This is a genomic window from Luteimonas kalidii, from assembly GCF_029887935.1.
Taxonomy (GTDB): Bacteria; Pseudomonadota; Gammaproteobacteria; order Xanthomonadales; family Xanthomonadaceae; genus Luteimonas; species Luteimonas kalidii.
In genome coordinates this window covers 87,169-106,323 of the sequence record NZ_JARXRO010000020.1, presented here as the reverse complement: position 1 = coordinate 106,323, position 19,155 = coordinate 87,169, and the positions used below count along the sequence as shown (strand labels likewise).

Genomic DNA, 19,155 nt, shown 5'->3' with positions numbered 1-19,155 from the left:
CGTCTCCTGGGCGGCGGCCATTGGCCGCGAGGGATTGGGGGGTGCAGGCGAACGCTACGCGGGCCCGGGTCGCGGCCGGGTGAGCACCGGGTGATCCCGTCGTGAAAGCAGGACGATGCGACGGTGGGCCGGTTCACTCCTGCTGCAGGGAAGCCTGCAGGCGCTGCAGCCCTTCGGCGATGGTCACCCGTGGCACGTAGCCGAAATCCCGCGTCGCGGGCGCCATCGAATACCAGTGCGTCGTGCTCAGCTGCTCGGCCAGGAAACGCGTCATCGGCGGCTCGCCCTGCAGCCGCAGCAACGGCCACAGCGTCTCGCACGCCGCGCCGATCGCATACGCCAGCCCGAACGGGATCAAGCCCTGCACCTGGGGCGCGCCTGCCGCGGCGAGCAGCGCGTTGACGATCTCGCGCGTCGGCCTGGGCTCGCCGTTGCTGATGAAATACGCGCGACCGGCGCAGGCGGCGTCCGGGGCGAGGTGCTCGAACGCGTCGAAATGGGCCTGGGCCGCGTTGTCGATGTAGGTGGTGTCGATCAGGTTGTCGCCGCCACCGACGAAACGCAGCCGTCCGGCCTGCGCGCGTTCGACCAGGCGCGGCAGGATCTGCTGGTCGCCCGGCCCCCAGATCAGCCGCGGGCGCAGCGCGACGGTGGCCAGCTGCGCGCCGTCGGCCACGACGGTGCCGTTGGCGGCCAGCACCTCCTGCTCCGCGATCAGCTTGGTGGTCGCGTACGGCGCCTTGAAGCCCTCGCCATAGGGCACGGTGTCCGCGGTGCCGCCTTCGACCGGATGCGTCTTGCGGTGGGTCACGCTGGGCGTCGAGGTGTACACCAGCCGGCCGATGCCGTGGGCCCGGCAGGCTGCCAGCACGTGGCGCGTGCCCAGCACGTTGGCCCGGTGGTAGCTGTCGTAGCTGCCCCAGGCGCCGGCCTTGGCGGCATTGTGGAAGATCGCCTCCATCCCCCCGCCGGCAGCGGCGCGCACGGCATCGGCGTCGGCCAGGTCGCCGCGCAGCTGGCGCACGCCGATCGCGTCGAGTTCCGGGTAGTGGCCCCGATTGAAGCTGGAGACGTCGTGACCGCGTTCGACCAGGCCGCGGCACAGCGCCTGTCCGAGAAAGCCGCCCCCACCGGTGACGAGGATCTTCATGCGCGGCTCCTGCCTGCGGCCCAGCGCGCCAGCGCTTCGCGGCCGATCTTGGCGTTGTGGCGGATGTCGACCGGGAAGCGCGGATGGAACGCGATGCGTTCGATGCGCGCGGTGTGCGGCAGGCGTGCCCCGATCGCGCGCAGTTCGTGCGCGATGCGCGACCGTTCGCGGCGTGCGATCCGCGGCATGGTCTCGACGCACAGTACGGGTTGCCGTGCGCCCGGTGCGCCGACGCCCACCAGCGCGGTCCGGCGCACGTCCGGATGCACGTTGAACACCGGCTCGACCTGCTCGGTGTAGAGCGGTCCATCGGCAGTCTCCACCCGGTGCGACTTGCGTCCGCAGAACCACAGTCGCCCTTCGTCGTCGAACCAGCCGAGATCGCCCATGCGATGGACCACGCGCCCGGCCTCGCCTCGAGGCTCGCGGATCTTCGCCAGCCGCGTCTGCGCCTCGCGGTTGAAATACGCATCGGTGGCGGTGGGACCGGCGACGGTGATCTCGCCCACCTCGCCGGGCGCGACCAGCAGGTCGTCCGACCACGCCTCGATGGCCGCGTCGGTGATGCGGATGATGCGGACATCGTTCGGCGGCACCGGACGGCCGACGCAGGTGCCTGCGCCCTGCTCGGTGCGTTCGCGCAGCGCCAGCAGTTCGCGGCCTTCGATCACCGCCACCGGCAGGCATTCGGTGGCGCCGTACGGCGTCCAGAATCGTGCGTCGCCGGGCAGCAGCTCCAGCATCCGCGCCACGACTTCGGGCGGCACGGGTGCACCCGCCGAGGTCACCCTGCGGAGCGTCGGCAGTGGCGCGCCGTGCTCGGCCAGCACGCGCATCAGCGCCGGCGACCCGAACAGCTGGTCGACGCCGTAGCGCGCGATCGCGGCATGCAGCCGGTGCGGGTCGGCTCGCGCCGGCCGGGTGGGATCCATGTCGGGAATGATCGAGGTCAGCCCCAGCGCGGGATCGAACAGGGCGAACGGCGGGAACGTCGGGAAGTCGATCCCGCCCGCCTCGATCCCGAACGCCGCCCGCAGCAGTTCGACCTGGGCGACGAAGTGGCGGTGGCGGTACACCACGCCCTTGGGCACGCCGGTCGAGCCGCTGGTGAACAGGATCGCCGCGACGTCGTCGGGCGAGGTGTCGGTCAGCTGCGGGCCGGCGCCGCTGCCGTCGCGTTCGACCCGGTCGAGCGTGGCATCGGCCAGCCACGCACGGCGGCCGGTGGTGATGCGCACCCGCACGCCCTTCGCCCAGCCCAGCAGCACGCGCGCCAGATGCGCCAGCGGGATGCCGATGAAGGCCTCCGGCTGCGCTTCGTCGAGGCACTGCCGCAGCGCCCGCCGGTCGATGCCGGGGTCCACCAGCACCGGCACCGCGCCGGCCTTGAACAGCGCGAACATCAGCAGGAAGAACTCGGGCGTCGGCCGCACCATCAGCACCGTGCGCGTGCCGCGCCCGATGCCGTGGCGGGCGAGTCCTGCGGCGATCGCGTCGCTGCGCGCATCCAGCTCGCCGTAGGTCAATGCGTGCGCGTACCGGCCGTCACGCCCCGGGCTGCGCATGGCGACGCGCCCGGGCGCCTCGGCCGCCAGCCGCGGCAGCGCGGCGGCGATGTTGCACGGTGGGTTCATGCCGGGATTATCGCCCGCGGGGCGGTACCGCTCGGGCACACGCGCTGCGGTCATGCCGATCGGGCGGCAATGGCATGAGTCGCGCGGGCCCCGGGTGCGCTTTGCTGACCCGGGCTACGGGGACGGCGCGCCTCTTGCGCGGGGCGCCGGCTGGGCGAAGAATCCGCATCCCCCTGCTGCCGCTGCCGCCGCCATGCCGCATCCCTGCCTCACCTGCGGCGCCTGCTGCACGCGGTACCGGGTGGCGTTCCACTGGATGGAAGCCGACGATGCCGTCGCCGGCGGCGTCCCCGCCGGGCTCACCGAGCGCCTCGACGCCCACCGCCTGTGCATGCGCGGCACCTATTCCGAACCGGTGCGCTGCATCGCCCTGGATGCCGAGATCGGGGTGTATTCGCGCTGCACGATCCACCCGCAGCGGCCCTCGGTGTGCCGTGAGGTCGACGCCTCGTGGGAACACGGGCGGGCCAGCCCGCAGTGCGACAAGGCCCGGCTCGCGCATGGCCTCCCGCTACTCGGCCCCGCCGACTGGCGCTGGCGCGACCCCGCCGGCAACGATGGCGACCGTCCCGACGACAACGGCAACACGCCGCCCGCGCCCAGGCTGCCTCCGCTCGCGGCGTGAGCGCCGAACACCGCGTGCCTGCGCGTGGCGCGATCCGGTCGAACTTCCCCGGCGCACGCATGGCACCCCGGCCCCACCGCGCGCCCTTCCCCGCCCCGCGCGATGGCCGTCAGAGCGGGTGGCGATCGAGAAAGGCGCGGATGGCGGGGACCAGCACCGCGTGCCGGTCCTCCAGCACGTAGTGGCCGGCGTCCTCGAACGCATGCACCTCGGCCTGCGGCCACGCGGCACGGAAGCGGTCGAGGAAGTCTTCGTCGAAGACGAAGTCCTTCAGCCCCCACCCCAGGAAGGCAGGGCGGTCGGCATAGCCGGCCAGGCGCTCGGCCGACGCCGCCACCAGCGGCCACGCGCGGTCGCCTTCGGCCAGCGGAATGTCCTGCATGAAGCGCACGGTCGCGATGCGGTTGTGCCAGCTGTCGTAGGGCGCCACGTAGGCGCGACGCACCGCGCGCGGCATGCGCCGCTCGACGCCGAGGTGCGAGGCACCGGCGGAGAACGCATTGAATCCCCGGATCACCAGTTCGCCGATGTGGTAATCGCGGCCCAGCGCGATCTGCCACGGCATCGGCTTGCCCGCCGGCATCGGGAAGGCGGCGGTGTTGAGCACCACCAGCCGCCGCACGCGCTCGGGAGCCGCCAGCGCCCATCCGAATCCGATCATCCCGCCCCAGTCGTGCACCGCCAGGGTCAGCGGGCCGTCGATGCCCAGGTGCGCGAGCAGCACGCCGATGTCGTCGACCCGCGACTGCAGGGTGTAGTCGTAGCGCGGCACGGCGCCGGCATCGTCGTCGGGCTTGTCCGAAAGCCCCATGCCGACATGATCGGGCACGACGACGCGATAGCGGTCGCGCAGCCCATGGACGAGATGGCGCCAGTAGTAGCTCCACGACGGATTGCCGTGCAGGGCCAGCACCACCTCACCGTCGCGCGGGCCTTCGTCCAGGTAGTGCATCCTGATCCCGGGACGGACCTCGAATCGATGGCTGGCGAAGTCGTAATCGGGGTAGGGCACGGGAACGGGACAGGTTCGTGAAGACCGACATTGTAGCGATGGCGCGGGGTGTGGACGGTTTGCTCATCTTCCTGAATCGACTGCGGCGGCAGCCAGCGTACGGGCCGGTATCCTTCCCGCCATCGACGCCGCCATCACCCCGGGCACTCCCTCCATCCCCGCCATCGGCGGAGCACGGGAGCGCCTGCGCGCGGCCACCGCGCAGCTGCATGGACAGGTCGACGGGCTGTTTCCGCACGGGCTGGATTCGGTCGCCACCTATCGCCGCTACATCCTGGGCATGCACCGGTTCGCCGCCGACTTCGAACGCACGATCGATGCCGTGCCGCGCCACTCGGCGTGGCTGGCGCGCGACCTCACCGCGCTCTCGCTGCTCCCGCTGACCGCCGAAGGCACGCATCGCGCAGTGGCCGGACAGGCCGCGCGCCTGGGCTGGGAATACGTGATGGCCGGCAGCAGCATGGGTGCGCGCGTGCTGCTGCGTGATGCGCGTGCGCTGGGTTTCGATCCCGACCGCGGCGCACGCTTCCTCGATCGCCACGCGACGTCCGACGAATGGGGCGCGCTGCAGGCGCGGCTGCAGGCCCTGGACGTCGACGACGCCGTGCGCATGGCCCAGGCCGAGGAAGGCGCACGCGCCGCCTTCGCACTGGTGCGCTCGTGTTTCGAGCGCGGTTTCGAGCGCATTCCCGTGATCCACGGCAAGGAGTCGTGACGATGACCCCCGAACTCGAACGCGCGCTCCAGGTCTGCGCCAACGAGCCGATCCACCTGTCGGGTGCGATCCAGCCGCATGGATACCTGATCAGCTGCCGGCTGCCGGACTGGTCGATCCACCATGTCTCGGCCAACATCGAGGCGCTCGCCGCGGTGGCGCCGGAGGACATGCTGCGCCATTCGCTGCGCGAGTTCATCACCGACGACGTGATCCAGACCATCGCCGAGGCGGTCGACTTCAGCGAGCCCGGCGCGCCCGCGCAGCGCGCCGCGGTGGCCAACATCGGTCCGCTGGCCATGCTGTGCGAAGTGGGGGTGCATGTCGCCGACGGGCTGGTGCACATCGAGATCGAGCCGCAGGCGCGCACCGCGGGCGAGCGCTCGCCGACGGTGGTGGCGCAGGCGATGATCGCGCGCGTCGCCCAGGGCGGCGCCGACGACAGCTTCCACCAGCGGGTCGCCGAACAGGTACGCCTGCTCACCGGCTACGACCGGGTGATGGTGTACCGCTTCCTGCACGACGACTCGGGCGAGGTGGTGGCCGAATCTCGCGACTCGGCGATGCCGCCCTACCTCGGCCTGCGCTATCCGGCCTCCGACATCCCGCCCCAGGCCAGGCGCCTGTACCTGCACAACCGCATCCGCGTGATTCCGGACGCGCGCTATGCGCCGGTGCCGATCCTGCCCGACCGCGACGTGCGCGGCGAACCGCTCGACCTCGGCCAGCTGTCACTGCGCAGCGTCTCGCCGGTGCACCTGGAGTACCTGGCGAACATGGGCGTGGCCGCGTCCATGTCGATCTCGATCGTCGCCGGCGGCCGCCTGTGGGGCCTGATCGCCTGCCACCACCGCGCCGTGCGTCATCTGTCGCCCGGCGTACGCGCGGCGGCCGACCTGTTCGGCCTGTTCGTGTCGATGCGCGTGGCCGCGCGCGAACAGCAGGAGGCCGCGCGTACCGAGGAGGAAACGAGAGGCGTGCGCGACACGCTGGCGGTGCGCCTGGCCCATGCCAGCGACGCACGCCTGGCGCTGGCCAGCGAACTGGACCTGCTGCTGCGCGCATTGCGCGCGGACGGGGTGGCGTTGCTGCGGTCCGGGCACTGGCACAGTGCCGGGCGCACGCCGCCGGCCGAACGCATCCCCGACCTGCTGGCCTGGCTGGCGCGGGTTTCGGGACCGGGCGCGCCCGCATACACGGCGCGCGTCGACGACTGGAGCCCGAGCCCGCAGGCTGCCGACGGCATCGCCGGCGTGCTGGCGCTGGCGCTCGATCCGGCCCGCGAGGAGTGGCTGCTGTACTTCCGCTGCGAGCAGGTCGAGGACGTGCGCTGGGCCGGCCGCCCGGACGAGCCGTTCGTGGTCGACGGCGACGGCACCCGGATCGGCCCGCGCGAGAGTTTCGGCGCCTGGCACGAGACCGTGCGCGGCAGCAGCGAACCCTGGAGCGATGCCGACCTGCGCGCCGCGTCGCGCATGGGCCTGGTGCTGCGCGAGTACTGCCGGCGCGTCGGCGCGCCGACCGAGGTCGGCGACCTGCGCGGCCGCCGCAGCCGCCTCGACGTGCGCCAGCACCGCGACCGGCTGGTGCAACTGTCGGAACTGCTGGACGGCCTGGTGCACGTGAGCCCGACGGAAACCGCGCTGCTGGCCGAACGCATCTCCCGGCTCGAAGACGACCTGCAGTCGCTGATCACCTCGGCCAGCGTCGCCGCGGAGTAGATCCCGCCACGCCTGGCGCTGCGTCGGATCGGCAGCAGGCACCGATTGGCAGCCCCGCCGACGGGGCTTCGTTCCTCACCGTGCATCCGGATGCGCCGGACCGCGCCGGGTTTCCGCTACCGCGTGCGAGGCTTCGCCATGCGAAGACGCCGGAGGACGGCGGCGCGGTACGCCTGGTGCGCCCGTTGCCTGCACGGCCGCGCGGAGGTCCGGTTCCATGTCGACGTCACGCGCCCGCCCTCTTCCACGCGGCGGGGTCGCCGACGCCCGCATGCACTTCGCATGGCCACGCCGCCTCGCGCAGTGCGGTCGCGATCGCATCGAAGGGCGCCTCGCGGAAGCCATCGCCCGGCCGCAGCCAGACCACATGGCGACCGGCGCCGGCGTGGTCGCGTACGCGCCCGGAACAAGCGTCCGGATCGCCCGGCGCCAGCTCCCGCGTGGCGTCCTTGCGCGCCAGCGCCAGCACCGGCGCGGCCACCGCGGCGTCCACCAGCAGCACGTCGGCCAGGGCCATCGCCCGCAGCGCGGCGAGCGTGAGCTGGCCGGGGTCGCCGGGACCGGTGCCGACCAGGCTGGCGCGGCCACCGGCCGGAACCATGCCCGCATCGTCCAGCATCGCCAGGAACGCCTGCGCGGCGTCCGCATCGCGCCCCTCGCGCAGCAGTGCCGGCACGGGGCCATCGATGACCGCATCGAACCAGCGCCGCCGGTGTCCGAGTTCCGGCAGCCGCGCGCGGATCGCCGTGCGGTGGCGGGCGAACAGGCCGGCGAGCGCGCCCAGCGCGGGATCGAGTTCGGCCTCCAGGCGTTCGCGCAGTCGGCGGGCCAGCATCGGCGCGGCGCCGCCTGAGGAGATCGCGAGTTGCAGGGGCGCACGATCGATCACCGCCGGCACCTGGAAGGTGGAGAGCGCGGCATCGTCGACCACGTTGGCGAACCGGCGCCGCGCGCCCGCCTGCGCCGCGAGCGTGGCGTTGAACGCGCCGTCGTCGGTCGCCACCACCATCAGCCAGGCGGCGTCGATCCACGCCGGGTCGAAGTCGCCGCGCAGGCGGTCGATCCGCCCGGCGTCGATCCAGCCGGCGAGCACCGGATGCAGTTCGTGCGCGTGCAGCCGGACCCGGGCGCCGGCCTGCAGCAGCGCCTCGACCTTGCGCAGCGCGACCTCGCCGCCGCCGACGACCAGCACCTCGCGACCGGCCAGGTCGGCGAACAGGGGATACAGCGGCATCGGGGCTCCTTGGCAAACCGCGTCGCGAGCGACTATGTTGCAAGGCAACATAGCGCCAACCCCCCGCTCCCGCCAGCCAGCCGGCCGCCACAGGCATGCCCCGCATCCTCCTCATCAGCGACACGGCCAAGCCGATCGGCGACCTGCGGGCCGCGCTGGTCGCGGCCGGGCACGAGGTGCTGGACGTGGTGGACGGCGTGGCCACGCTGCTCAAGGTGGTGGAGGCGCACCGGCCGGACGTGGTGATCCTCGACGTCGATTCGCCCTCGCGCGACGCGCTGGAACAGCTGGCGATGCTGCACCGGCACGCACCGCGCCCGGTGGTGATGTTCTCGGCCAACGGCGACGAACAGCTGATCCGCGCCGCGGTCGGCGCGGGCGTGGCGGCCTACGTGGTCGACGGGCTGGCGCCGTCGCGGCTGCGGCCGATCATCCAGGTGGCGCTGGCGCGCTTCGAACAGGAATCGCAGCTGCGCCAGCAGCTCGAAGGCGTGCAGCAGCAGCTGCAGGACCGCAAGCAGATCGAACAGGCCAAGGGCCTGCTGATGGAGAAACGCGGCATGAGCGAACGCGACGCCTACGCGGCGCTGCGCCAGCAGGCGATGCGACAGAACCTCAAACTGGCCGACGTGGCGCGCCGGATCCTGTCGATGGCGGACCTGCTGGGATGACGCGCATCGCCGGAACGCTCCGCCCCCTGCGCCTGGGCTACATGCCGCTGGTGGACTGCGCGCCGCTGGTGGTGGCGGTGCGGATGGGATTCGACCGTACGCATGGCCTGCAGCTGGAGCTGCGACGGCAGGGTTCGTGGGCGGCGGTGCGCGACAAGCTGCTGTCGGGCGAACTCGATGCCGCGCATGCGCTCGCCGGCATGGTCTACGGCGTCGACGCCGGCATCGGCGGACCGCAGGCGCCGATGGCGGTGCTGATGGTGCTCAACCAGAACGGCCAGGCGATCGTGCTTGCGCCGGAGGCGGCGCAGCGCCTGCGCGCAGGGGCGACCCTGCGCGAGGCCCTGGACGTGCCGGCTCGGCGGCCGCAGCTGGCGCAGACCTTCCCCACCGGCACCCACGCGATGTGGCTGTACTACTGGCTGGCGGCGCAAGGGATCGACCCGCTGCACGAGGTGCAGGCGCTGACGCTGCCGCCGCCGGAGATGCCGACGGCGCTGGCGCGCGGCGAGATACAGGGCTACTGCGCCGGGGAGCCGTGGGCGGCCCAGGCAGAGGCACTGGGCGCCGGCGCGCGGGTGATCCGCAGCGGCGAGATCTGGCCCGGGCATCCGGAAAAGGTGCTGGCCTGCCGACGCGCGTTCGCGGCACTGGAGCCGGAGGCGGCGACTGCACTCACGGCCGCGGTGCTCGAGGCCTGCCGCTGGCTGGACGAGGATCCAGACCATCGCGCGCAGGCGGCGCAGTGGCTGGCGGACGACGGCGCGATCGACCTGCCCGTGGCCAGTCTGGTCGACTGCCTGCTGCCGCCAGACACCACGCCGCGTGTCGCCCGGTTGCGCTTCCACGGCGATGGCGAGGTGAACTTCCCGTGGCTGTCGGACGGGCGCTGGTTCCTGCACCAGTTCCGCCGCTGGGGTTGGCTGGGCGCGGACGCGACCGGCGACGACGCGCGCCTGGAGGAGATCCATCGCCTCGACAGCTATCGGCTGGCCGCGCTCCAGGTCGGGGTGCCGCTCCCGCGCGGCGAGACGCGCACCAGCGTGCTGTTCGATGGGATGCGCTGGGATTAGCGGCTCGCGGTCGGAGGCATGCGAGCGCGCGAGCACATGCTTGCGACTGTTCCCACGCTCTTCCTGGCGGGGACGAGCGGCGACTGCGATCGCGACATCCAGAGTCTCGAATGGAGCGCAAGACGCGCCTTCGGAGGGGCCGGAGGGGTCCGGACGGGGGTCGCGCACCGCTCGGGCAGACATCCCTGTCCGCACTCGCGGCCGCGGCACATCCGTGTGCCGCTTGCGCAACCCCCGCCCGGACCCCTCCGGCTGCGCGATCGGAATTTGCCTGTCTCCGGTGAGCAAAAACCGAGAGAGGCCCCCGGCAGCCGGCAATCGCTAGGCACTGCACGACCACAGACGCCCTGCCTGCTCGAAAGCACCGTACAGGTGCATCGCTTGCACCTTGTTGGGGATAACAGGCCCGGGTCGCCTTCCATCGCTGGTCAGCACACTGACGGCGACACAGGGCGTCGAGTGCGCCGCGTGACGGCGATGTGACGCCCAAGCATTTGATCCGGCAGAGGATCCGGGACGGCACCGTAAGGTCTGGACACGTTGGGCACCTCGGGGCCGCGGCTGGCGCATGCGCTTGGCACGCGTGTTGCGATGCAATAACTGTCGGGCGCAACGACGCGCCCGCACAACCAGATTCCGACCCGAGGCCAACGGCGGCCCTGGGTCGCCGACAACGGCGTCTCTCCGGCCACCCCGGAGGGCGCCGTTTTTCGTTTCCACCGGCCGAAGTCGTGGTGTCCCCCGGCGCCCGACGGCGGCCTCTCCTCGGAGCACGCCGATGAACCGATCCTTCTGGCAGGCCGGGCACACGCCCACGCTGTTGGCCGCCTTCCTCTACTTCGACCTGAGCTTCATGGTCTGGTACCTGCTGGGTCCGATGCAGGTGCAGATCGCCGAGGTGCTGGCGCTCGACACCCAGCAGCGGGCGCTGATGGTGGCCGTGCCGATCCTGTGCGGTGCGGTGCTGCGGCTGTTCCTGGGCATGCTGGCCGACCGCATCGGCGCCCGGCGCACCGGCCTGCTGGCGCAGGTGCTGGTGATCGGCGCGCTGCTGGTGGCGTGGCGGCTGGGCGTGCACAGCTTCGGCCAGGTCCTGCTGCTGGGCCTGATGCTGGGCGTGGCCGGTGCGTCGTTCGCGGTCGCCCTGCCGCTGGCCTCGCGCTGGTATCCGCCCGAGCACCAGGGCACGGCGCTGGGCATCGCCGGTGCCGGCAACTCGGGCACCGTGCTCGCCGCGCTGTTCGCCCCCGCGCTGGCGGCGGCGTTCGGCTTCCGCAATGTCTTCGGCCTGGCCTGCCTGCCACTGCTGGTGGTGCTGGTGGTGTTCGCGCTGTGCGCGAAGGACGCGCCGGTGCCGGTGGCGCGCAAGCAGTTGCGCGACTACGCCACGGTGCTGGTCGGCAACCGCGACTCGTGGTGGTTCATGCTGTTCTACGCGATCACCTTCGGCGGTTTCGCCGGCTTCGCCAGCGCGCTGCCGGGCTATTTCCACGACCAGTTCGGGTTCGAACCGAAACTCGCCGGCTGGGCCACGGCGGCCTGCGTCCTGGCCGGCTCGGTGATGCGCCCGATCGGCGGCGTGATCGCCGACCGCATCGGTGGCACGCGCACCCTGCAGATGGTGTACGTCGCGGTCACCGCGCTGGTGGCGGCGGCGGCGCTCGGCGTGGGCGGGGCGGTGGCGACGGTGGCGCTGTTCGTGCTCACGCTGCTGTGCCTGGGTGCGGGCAACGGGGCGGTGTTCCAACTGGTACCGCAGCGTTTCGGCGCCGAGATCGGGCTGATGACCGGGCTGATCGGCATGGCCGGCGGCGTGGGCGGATTCCTGCTCGCGGCCGGCCTCGGCGTGGTCAAGCAGCAGCTGGGCTCGTATGCGCTGGGCCTGTGGCTGTTCTCGGCGATCGCGCTGTCGGCATCGCTGTGCCTGGTCGGGGTGAAGCAGCGCTGGCGCCTGCACTGGGCCGCCGCCGGCGCGGCGAGGGTCTGAGCATGCCGCTGCACATCGCCGTCGACCCGCTGCACGGACCGCAGATCGCGGCCCTGCTGCAGGCGCACCTGGACGAGATGCACCGCATCTCGCCGCCCGAGAGCGTGCACGCGCTCGACCTCGCGCGCCTGCGCGCGCCCGACATCACCTTCTGGAGCGCGTGGGAGGGCGACGCGCTGCTCGGCTGCGCCGCGCTGCGCGAACTCGACTCCACGCACGGCGAGGTGAAGTCGATGCGCACCGAACCCGCGGCGCGGCGTCGCGGCGTGGCGGCGGCGCTGCTCACGCAGGTGATGGACGAAGCGTCCAGGCGCGGTTACCGCCGCCTGAGCCTGGAGACGGGCACCCAGCCGAAGTTCGCGCCGGCGCGCGCGCTGTACGCGCGTTTTGGTTTCGAGACCTGCGGCCCGTTCGCCGGTTACGTCGAAGACCCCTGCAGCACCTTCATGACCCGCGCCCTGTCCGGCGCGCAAGACGGGACCCGGCAATGAAGAAACCAAGACTGGTGGTGGTCGGCAACGGCATGGCCGGTATCCGTACGCTCGAGGAACTGCTCAAGCTGCAGCCGGACATGTACGAGATCACGGTGTTCGGCGCCGAGCCGCACCCGAACTACAACCGCATCCTGCTTTCGCCGGTGCTGGCCGGCGAGCAGGACTTCGACGAGATCGTGCTCAATCCGCTGTCGTGGTACGTCGAGCACGGCATCACCCTGCACCTGGGCAAGGAAGTCACGAAGATCGATCGCGTTCGCCGCAAGGTCGTCGCCAGCGACGGCACGCAGGCCGAGTACGACCGCCTGCTGCTCGCCACCGGCTCGGTGCCTTTCATCCTGCCGGTGCCGGGCAAGGACCTGAAGGGCGTGATCGGCTACCGCGACATCCACGACACGCGCACGATGATCGACACCGCGAAGGTGAAGACGCACGCGGTGGTGATCGGCGGCGGCCTGCTGGGTCTGGAAGCGGCCAACGGACTGAAGCTGCGCGGCATGGACGTGACCGTGGTCCACCTGGCCGGCTGGCTGCTGGAGCGCCAGCTCGACCCGGTCGCCGGCGCGCTGCTGGAGAAGTCGCTCGCGCAGCGCGGGCTGGCGTTCCGGCTCAACACCTCGACCACTGAAATCCTGGGCAACGAGGCCGGTGAAGTCGTCGGTGTCCGCTTCTCCGATGGCGAAGAGGTGCCGGCCGACCTGGTGGTGATGGCCGCCGGCATCCGCCCCAACACCACGCTCGCACAGGCGGCCGGCATCCACTGCAACCGCGGCATCGTGGTCGACGACAGCCTGCAGACCTTCGACCCGCGCGTGTATGCGGTCGGCGAATGCGCCGCGCATCGCGGCATCGCCTACGGCCTGGTCGCGCCGCTGTTCGAGCAGGCGAAGATCTGCGCCAACCACCTGGCCACCTACGGCATCGGCATCTACAAGGGCTCGTCGGTGTCGACCAAGCTGAAGGTGACCGGCATCGACCTGTTCTCGGCCGGCGAGTTCATGGGCGGCGAAGGCACCGAGGAGATCGTGCTCTCCGATCCGGCCGGCGGCCTGTACAAGAAGCTCGTCATCCGCGACGACAGACTCATCGGTGCCTGCCTGTACGGCGACACCGGCGACGGCGCCTGGTACTTCCGCCAGATCAGGGACGGCAGCCCGATCGGCGACCGTCGCGACACGCTCGCCTTCGGCGAGACCGCGCTCGGCGACAGCGGTACCGGCGGCCAGGACCGGGCCGCGAGCATGGCCGATGCGGACGAAGTCTGCGGCTGCAACGGCGTGTGCAAGGGCACCATCGTCAATGCGGTGCGCGGGCAGGGACTGTTCACCGTCGACGAGGTCAAGAAGCACACGAAGGCAGCGAGTTCCTGCGGTTCGTGTACCGGCCTGGTCGAGCAGATCCTGATGAACTGCCTGGGCTCGAACTTCCAGGAAACGCCCAAGACCAAGGCGGTGTGCGGTTGCACCGACCGTACCCACGCCGAAGTGCGCCAGGCGGTCCGCGACCACCACCTGGTCAGCCACGCGCAGGCCTACGCCTTTATGGAATGGCGTACCCCCAACGGCTGCGCCACCTGCCGGCCGGCGATCAACTACTACATGCTCTCGACCTGGCCGCGCGAGGCGGTGGACGATCCGCAGAGCCGCTTCATCAACGAGCGCGCGCACGCCAACATCCAGAAGGACGGCACGTTCTCGGTGATCCCGCAGATGAAGGGCGGCGTGACCAACGCGAGCGAACTGCGCCGCATCGCCGATGTCGCCGACAAGTACGCGGTGCCGATGGTCAAGGTGACGGGCGGCCAGCGCATCGACCTGCTCGGGGTGAAGAAGGAAGACCTGGTGGGCGTGTGGAAGGACCTCGGGATGAAGTCCGGCCACGCCTACGGCAAGTCGATCCGCACCGTGAAGACCTGCGTGGGCAGCGAGTTCTGCCGCTTCGGTACCCAGAACAGCACCCAGATGGGCATCGACCTGGAAACGATGCTGGCCAATATGTGGAGCCCGCACAAGGTCAAGCTGGCGGTCTCCGGCTGCCCGCGCAACTGCGCCGAATCCGGCATCAAGGACGTGGGCATCATCGCGGTGGATTCGGGCTGGGAACTCCACGTCGGCGGCAACGGAGGCATCAAGACCGAGGTCGCGCGCTTCCTGTGCAAGGTCAAGACCGCCGAGGAGGTGAAGGAGTACACCGGCGCCTTCCTGCAGCTCTACCGCGAGGAGGCCTACTACCTGGACCGCACCGTGCACTACATCGAGCGCGTCGGCCTGGAGTACGTGAAGCAGAAGGTGGTGGAGGACGCGGCCAACCGCCGCGCGCTGTTCGAGCGCCTGCTGTTCGCGCTCGAGGGCCTGCCCGACCCCTGGGCCGCGCGCATCGCCGGCAGCACGCCGCGCGAGTACACGCCGCTCAAGCTCGCGCGGCCGATCGCCGTCGCACTGGAGGACTGAACATGGCCGGCATCGACGCCTGGGTGCGCGTGTGCGCGATCGACGAGATCCCCGTGCTCGGCGCGCGCGTCCTGCAGTGCGGCGAAGGCGACGACATCGCCCTGTTCCGTCCCGCGGCCGACCGCGTGTTCGCGCTGGCCGACCGTTGCCCGCACAAGGGCGGGCCGCTGTCGCAGGGAATCGTGTCCGGCGACAGCGTGACCTGCCCGCTGCACGGCTGGAACATCGCACTCGACAGCGGCCAGGCCTGCGCGCCGGACGTGGGCTGTGCGCGCCGCTACACGGTGGAGCTGCGCAACGGCTTCGTGTGGCTGTCGCTAGTGTCGATGGCGCAGGTCGACACCAGTGCGGCCGAGGCGGCCGTCGCCTGATGGACGGCACCGGCGCCACGGGCCTGCCGGTCGAACGTCGCAGCACGCGCTCGACCTGCTGCTACTGCGGCGTCGGCTGCGGCGTGATCGTCCACAGCGAACACGACGCGGCGGGCGGCGAACGCATCGTCGCGGTGGAAGGCGATCCAAGGCACCCGGCGAACTACGGCCGCCTGTGCAGCAAGGGCCTGGCGCTGGCCGACAGCGCGCGCAGCCTGCAGGGGCGCCTGCTGCAGCCGCAGTTGCGCGCCACGCGGCAGGAGGCAAGGCGTACAGTCGACTGGGGCCTGGCGCTGGACACCGTGGCCGAGCGCCTGTCGCGGATCGTCGAACGCCATGGGCCCGATTCCATCGCCTTCTATCTCTCCGGTCAGCTGCTGACCGAGGACTACTACGTCTTCAACAAGCTGGCCAAGGGTCTGCTGCGCACCAACAACATCGACACCAACTCGCGCCTGTGCATGTCCAGCGCAGTGGCCGGCTACAAGCTCGCATTCGGCGCCGACGGCCCGCCGACCTGCTACGACGACCTCGAACACGCGAAGACGGTGCTGTTTGCCGGCAGCAACGCCGCTTACGCGCACCCGGTGCTGTTCCGGCGTCTGGAAGACGCGAAGGTGCGCGATCCCGGCGTGCGCTGGATCGTGGTCGACCCGCGCCGCACCGACACCGCGGCGATGGCCGACCTGCACCTGGCGATCCAGCCGGGCACCGACGTGGCGCTGTTCAACGGCATGCTCCACCACCTGGTGTGGGAAGGGCTGCTCGACCAGGGCTTCATCGACGCGCACACCACCGGCTTCGGCGAACTCAAGGCTCTGCTGCGCGACTACACGCCGCGCATGTCGGCCGAGATCTGTGGCGTGCCCGCGCAGGACCTGGTGACGGCCGCGGAATGGTTCGGTCGCAGCCCGGCGGCGCTGTCGCTGTACTGCATGGGCCTGAACCAGTCCGCGCACGGCACCGACAAGAACCTGGCGCTGATCCACCTGCACCTGGCCACGCGCCAGCTCGGCAGGCCGGGCGCGGGCCCGTTCTCGTTGACCGGACAGCCGAACGCGATGGGCGGACGCGAGGTCGGCGGCATGGCGACGATGCTGGCAGCGCATCGCGAGATCGACAACGACGCGCATCGAGTGGAGCTCGAAACGCTGTGGACACTGGCGCCCGGCAGCCTCTCGCCACGACCGGGACTGGCGGCGGTGGAGCTGTTCGACGCGCTGCACAGCGGCAAGGTCAAGGCGGTGTGGATCGCCTGCACCAATCCCGCCCATTCGATGCCCGACATCGGCCGCGTGCGCGAGGCGCTGCAGCGCGCCGAGTACGTGATCGTGCAGGAGGCGTTCGCCGACACCGACACCGTGCCGTTCGCCGACGCGCTGCTGCCGGCCGCCACCTGGGGCGAGAAGGACGGCACGGTGACCAATTCCGAACGCCGCATCTCGCGCGTGCGCGCCGCGGTGGCGCCGCCCGGCCAGGCGAAGCCGGACTGGTGGATCGCGCGCGAGGTCGCTCGGCGGATGGAGGCGCGGTTGGCCGCGCCCGGCGCGGCGCCGCTGTTCGAGGCCGACGCGCCGGAACAGCTCTTCGACGAGCATCGCGCACTGACCGTCGGCCGCGACCTCGACATCGGCGGGCTCGACTACGCGCGGCTCGAGCGCGACGGCCCGCAGCAATGGCCGTTCCGTGCGGGGCATGCGACCGGCGAGGCGCGCCGCTACGCGGACGGCGTGTTCGCCACCGCCGACGGACGCGCCCGCTTCCACGTAACGCCCTACAAGCCGGTGGCCGAACAGACCTCGGCGCGCTTCCCGCTGCGCCTGCTCACCGGTCGCCTGCGCGACCAGTGGCACGGCATGTCGCGCACCGGGCGCGTGCCGCAGCTGTACGCGCACAGCCCGGAACCCGGCCTGCGCATGCATCCGGACGACGCGGCGCGGCGCGGCCTGAAGGCCGGCGAGCTGGTACGCATCGCCAGCAAGCGCGGCGACCTGGTACTGCCGCTGGAGCTGTCGGACGAGGTCGGCTCCGGCACCGTGTTCGCGGCGATGCACTGGAGCGGGCAGCACCTGTCCAGCGGCGGCATCAACGAGGTCAGCCAACCCGCGGTGGACGCGCGCTCGCGCCAGCCCGAGCTCAAGCATGCGGCGGTCCGGGTGGAGAGAGCGGACTTCGGCTGGCACCTGCTGGCCGCGCGCCGTGGCGATACGCTGGCGCTGCGCGCGGCGCTGCAGCCGTTGCTGAAGGACTGCGGCTACGCCGGCGTGGCGCTGCATGCGGATCCGTCTACGCAGGACGGCAGCGCGTGGCTGGTCATGCGCGCCGCGGCGACGGAGGCGATGCCGTCCGCATGGATGGAATCGCTCGAAGCCGCGCTCTCGCTCATGCCGGGTCCAGACACGCTGGAATACCGCGACGCGCGCCGCGGCCTGCTCAAACGCGTGGCCTGGCGCAGCGCGCACGAGGCGAACCTGATCGACGGCCTGCTCTGGGCCGATGCGCAATCAGGTGGCGATGCACTGCTGCGCGTCGCGCTTGCCGGCGGCCCTTGGCAGGGTCCACGCCTGGCCGCGTTCTCGGCGTCCGCGGTCCTCGCGCGCGACCCGGTGGTCTGCGTCTGCCGCCAGGTCACCGAGTCGGCGATCCGCGCCGCCGTGCAGGGCGGCGCGGACGTCCCCGCGCTCAAGGCGCAGCTGGGCTGCGGCACGGTCTGCGGTTCCTGTCTGCCGCAACTCGCGCGCATGGCGCGCGACCCGACCCACGCGTGACGTCCCCATCCACCCCGGAGTCCCCGATGACCACGCCCGCCAGCAACGATCCGCACGCGCCGCGGCGCATGCCCGCCGACGTGGTGCTGCTGTCCGCAGGGCCCGGCGATCTCGAACTGCTCACCCTCAAGGCGGTGCGCGCACTGGCTGCGGCGGAAGTCCTGCTGCTCGACGAACTGGTCGATCCGGGCATCGTCGAACTGGCACCAAACGCGCGCGTGGTGCGCGTGGGCAAGCGCGGCGGCTGCCGCTCCACGCCGCAGGCCTTCATCTGCCGGCTGATGCGCCGCTACGCGCTGCAGGGCCTGCGCGTGGTCCGGGTGAAGGGCGGCGACGCGCTGCTGTTCGGCCGCGCCGGCGAGGAGATCGCGTTCCTGCGCGCCGCCGGCGTGCCGGTGACGATCATCAACGGGGTCAGCGCCGCGTTCGCCGCCGCCGCCGCGCTGGGCGTCTCGCTCACCCATCGCGAACACTGCCACGGCATCAGCTTCGTCACCGCCCACACCGCCGACCACGGCGAACCCGACTGGGCCGCGCTGTGCGCCACCGGCACCACGCTCGCGATCTACATGGGCATGCGTCGCATCGGATCGCTTGCGCAGTCGCTGCTGCGCCACCTGCCGGCGCACACGCCCGCGGCCGTGGTCCTGGCCGCGAGCCAGCCGGGCGAGCAGTGCCTGCTCACCACATTGCAGGCCCTGGCCCGCGACGCCGCGGAGCTGGCCGGCGGTTCACCCGGCGTGATCCTCGTGGGCGGGGCGCTGGGCGAAGCGATTCCTGCTGCTTTGCCCGTCCATCCGACAGGCAACGCGGCCTGCCTGGCGTGATCAGGCGCGCCGCGGTCCGATGGTGCAGGTCAGGCCGCGAGATGCTCGCGGCGGATCTCGGCAATCCGCATGCCCACTTCGCTGTCCACCCCGTCGGCCTCTGCCCGGTCGAGCACATTGGCCAACACCCGCTTCTCGTCTTCGTCGAGCTGGTGGTCGGCCAGCGCCTTGGCCAGCAGCGACTCGAGCTCAGCCAGATCCAGACGTCCGTCATCGCTGAACACCGGCATGGTAGCCAGCGCGAGTTGCAGATGTGGGGGAAGGCGTTCGGGCATTGCGGGCATCCTTGTGCGCGGGTTGGACGGGGGCGAACTTAACACGCGACGACACGGCAGGGCACTGGTCTCGCGGGACGAAGCCCCGCTGGAGTCGCCCTTCACCGATGCAGCTGCCAGCACGCCTTCGGAACGTGTGACCGGCGGC

16 protein-coding genes are annotated in these 19,155 nt (G+C 71.6%); 11 read left to right on the top strand and 5 right to left on the bottom strand.

Annotated elements, in window-relative coordinates:
* Positions 1–133: 133 nt before the first annotated feature.
* Together oleD and oleC are read right to left on the bottom strand one after the other, a co-directional pair.
* A complete protein-coding gene (gene oleD / locus QFW81_RS13955) occupies positions 134–1,150 on the bottom strand; it encodes a 2-alkyl-3-oxoalkanoate reductase (protein WP_280579621.1) in 1,017 nt (338 codons plus the stop codon).
* Positions 1,147–2,784 carry an olefin beta-lactone synthetase gene (oleC, locus tag QFW81_RS13950; protein ID WP_280579619.1) on the bottom strand — a complete coding sequence of 546 codons (1,638 nt, stop codon included), beginning with the start codon at positions 2,782–2,784 and terminating at the stop codon, positions 1,147–1,149. The genes oleD and oleC overlap by 4 nt, the downstream gene beginning before the upstream one ends.
* 193 nt (positions 2,785–2,977) lie before the next feature.
* Here oleC and QFW81_RS13945 point away from each other — a divergent pair, with 193 nt between their 5' ends.
* On the top strand, positions 2,978–3,409 hold the full coding sequence (locus QFW81_RS13945; protein WP_280579617.1) for a YkgJ family cysteine cluster protein: 432 nt from the start codon (positions 2,978–2,980) through the stop codon (positions 3,407–3,409).
* A 109-nt stretch (positions 3,410–3,518) separates the two neighbouring features.
* Here the strand turns inward: QFW81_RS13945 and QFW81_RS13940 are convergent, their stop codons facing one another.
* A complete protein-coding gene (locus QFW81_RS13940; RefSeq protein ID WP_425604048.1) occupies positions 3,519–4,421 on the bottom strand; it encodes an alpha/beta fold hydrolase in 903 nt (300 codons plus the stop codon).
* 280 nt (positions 4,422–4,701) lie between these two features.
* Between QFW81_RS13940 and QFW81_RS13935 the strand changes: the two genes are divergently transcribed.
* Positions 4,702–5,136 (top strand): biliverdin-producing heme oxygenase, encoded by a 435-nt coding sequence (locus QFW81_RS13935; RefSeq protein WP_280579616.1) that lies wholly within the window; start codon positions 4,702–4,704, stop codon positions 5,134–5,136.
* Between the two features lie 2 nt (positions 5,137–5,138).
* The gene (locus tag QFW81_RS13930) at positions 5,139–6,857 is read left to right on the top strand and encodes a GAF domain-containing protein (protein ID WP_280579615.1); all 1,719 of its coding nucleotides are present in this window, start codon (positions 5,139–5,141) and stop codon (positions 6,855–6,857) included.
* Between the two features lie 226 nt (positions 6,858–7,083).
* Here the strand turns inward: QFW81_RS13930 and QFW81_RS13925 are convergent, their stop codons facing one another.
* Positions 7,084–8,091 (bottom strand): precorrin-2 dehydrogenase/sirohydrochlorin ferrochelatase family protein, encoded by a 1,008-nt coding sequence (locus tag QFW81_RS13925; protein WP_280579614.1) that lies wholly within the window; start codon positions 8,089–8,091, stop codon positions 7,084–7,086.
* A gap of 95 nt (positions 8,092–8,186) precedes the next feature.
* Here QFW81_RS13925 and QFW81_RS13920 point away from each other — a divergent pair, with 95 nt between their 5' ends.
* The 8 genes from QFW81_RS13920 to cobA all read left to right on the top strand — a co-directional run bounded on the left by QFW81_RS13920 (position 8,187) and on the right by cobA (position 18,732).
* Entirely contained in the window at positions 8,187–8,762 is a 576-nt protein-coding gene (locus QFW81_RS13920; protein ID WP_280579613.1) for an ANTAR domain-containing response regulator, read from the top strand.
* Positions 8,759–9,835 (top strand): CmpA/NrtA family ABC transporter substrate-binding protein, encoded by a 1,077-nt coding sequence (locus QFW81_RS13915; protein WP_280579612.1) that lies wholly within the window; start codon positions 8,759–8,761, stop codon positions 9,833–9,835. Before QFW81_RS13920 ends, QFW81_RS13915 begins: the two co-directional genes overlap by 4 nt.
* Before the next feature lie 817 nt (positions 9,836–10,652).
* Positions 10,653–11,822: an MFS transporter gene (locus tag QFW81_RS13910; RefSeq protein WP_280580531.1), complete on the top strand. Its 1,170-nt coding sequence runs from the start codon at positions 10,653–10,655 to the stop codon at positions 11,820–11,822.
* Between the two features lie 2 nt (positions 11,823–11,824).
* Positions 11,825–12,313 (top strand): GNAT family N-acetyltransferase, encoded by a 489-nt coding sequence (locus QFW81_RS13905; protein WP_280579611.1) that lies wholly within the window; start codon positions 11,825–11,827, stop codon positions 12,311–12,313.
* On the top strand, positions 12,310–14,766 hold the full coding sequence (gene nirB / locus QFW81_RS13900) for a nitrite reductase large subunit NirB (protein WP_280579610.1): 2,457 nt from the start codon (positions 12,310–12,312) through the stop codon (positions 14,764–14,766). Before QFW81_RS13905 ends, nirB begins: the two co-directional genes overlap by 4 nt.
* Before the next feature lie 2 nt (positions 14,767–14,768).
* On the top strand, positions 14,769–15,137 hold the full coding sequence (nirD, locus tag QFW81_RS13895) for a nitrite reductase small subunit NirD (protein WP_425604047.1): 369 nt from the start codon (positions 14,769–14,771) through the stop codon (positions 15,135–15,137).
* Complete coding sequence (locus QFW81_RS13890) at positions 15,137–17,905, top strand: nitrate reductase (RefSeq protein ID WP_280579609.1); 2,769 nt, start codon at positions 15,137–15,139, stop codon at positions 17,903–17,905. Before nirD ends, QFW81_RS13890 begins: the two co-directional genes overlap by 1 nt.
* A gap of 80 nt (positions 17,906–17,985) precedes the next feature.
* Positions 17,986–18,732, top strand: coding sequence for a uroporphyrinogen-III C-methyltransferase (cobA, locus tag QFW81_RS13885; RefSeq protein ID WP_280580529.1), 747 nt, complete (start codon positions 17,986–17,988; stop codon positions 18,730–18,732).
* A 29-nt stretch (positions 18,733–18,761) separates the two neighbouring features.
* On the opposite strand, the gene QFW81_RS13880 is transcribed toward cobA, so the two are convergent.
* Positions 18,762–19,007, bottom strand: a complete 246-nt coding sequence (locus QFW81_RS13880; RefSeq protein WP_280579608.1) for a hypothetical protein — start codon at positions 19,005–19,007, stop codon at positions 18,762–18,764.
* Positions 19,008–19,155 lie beyond the last annotated feature (148 nt).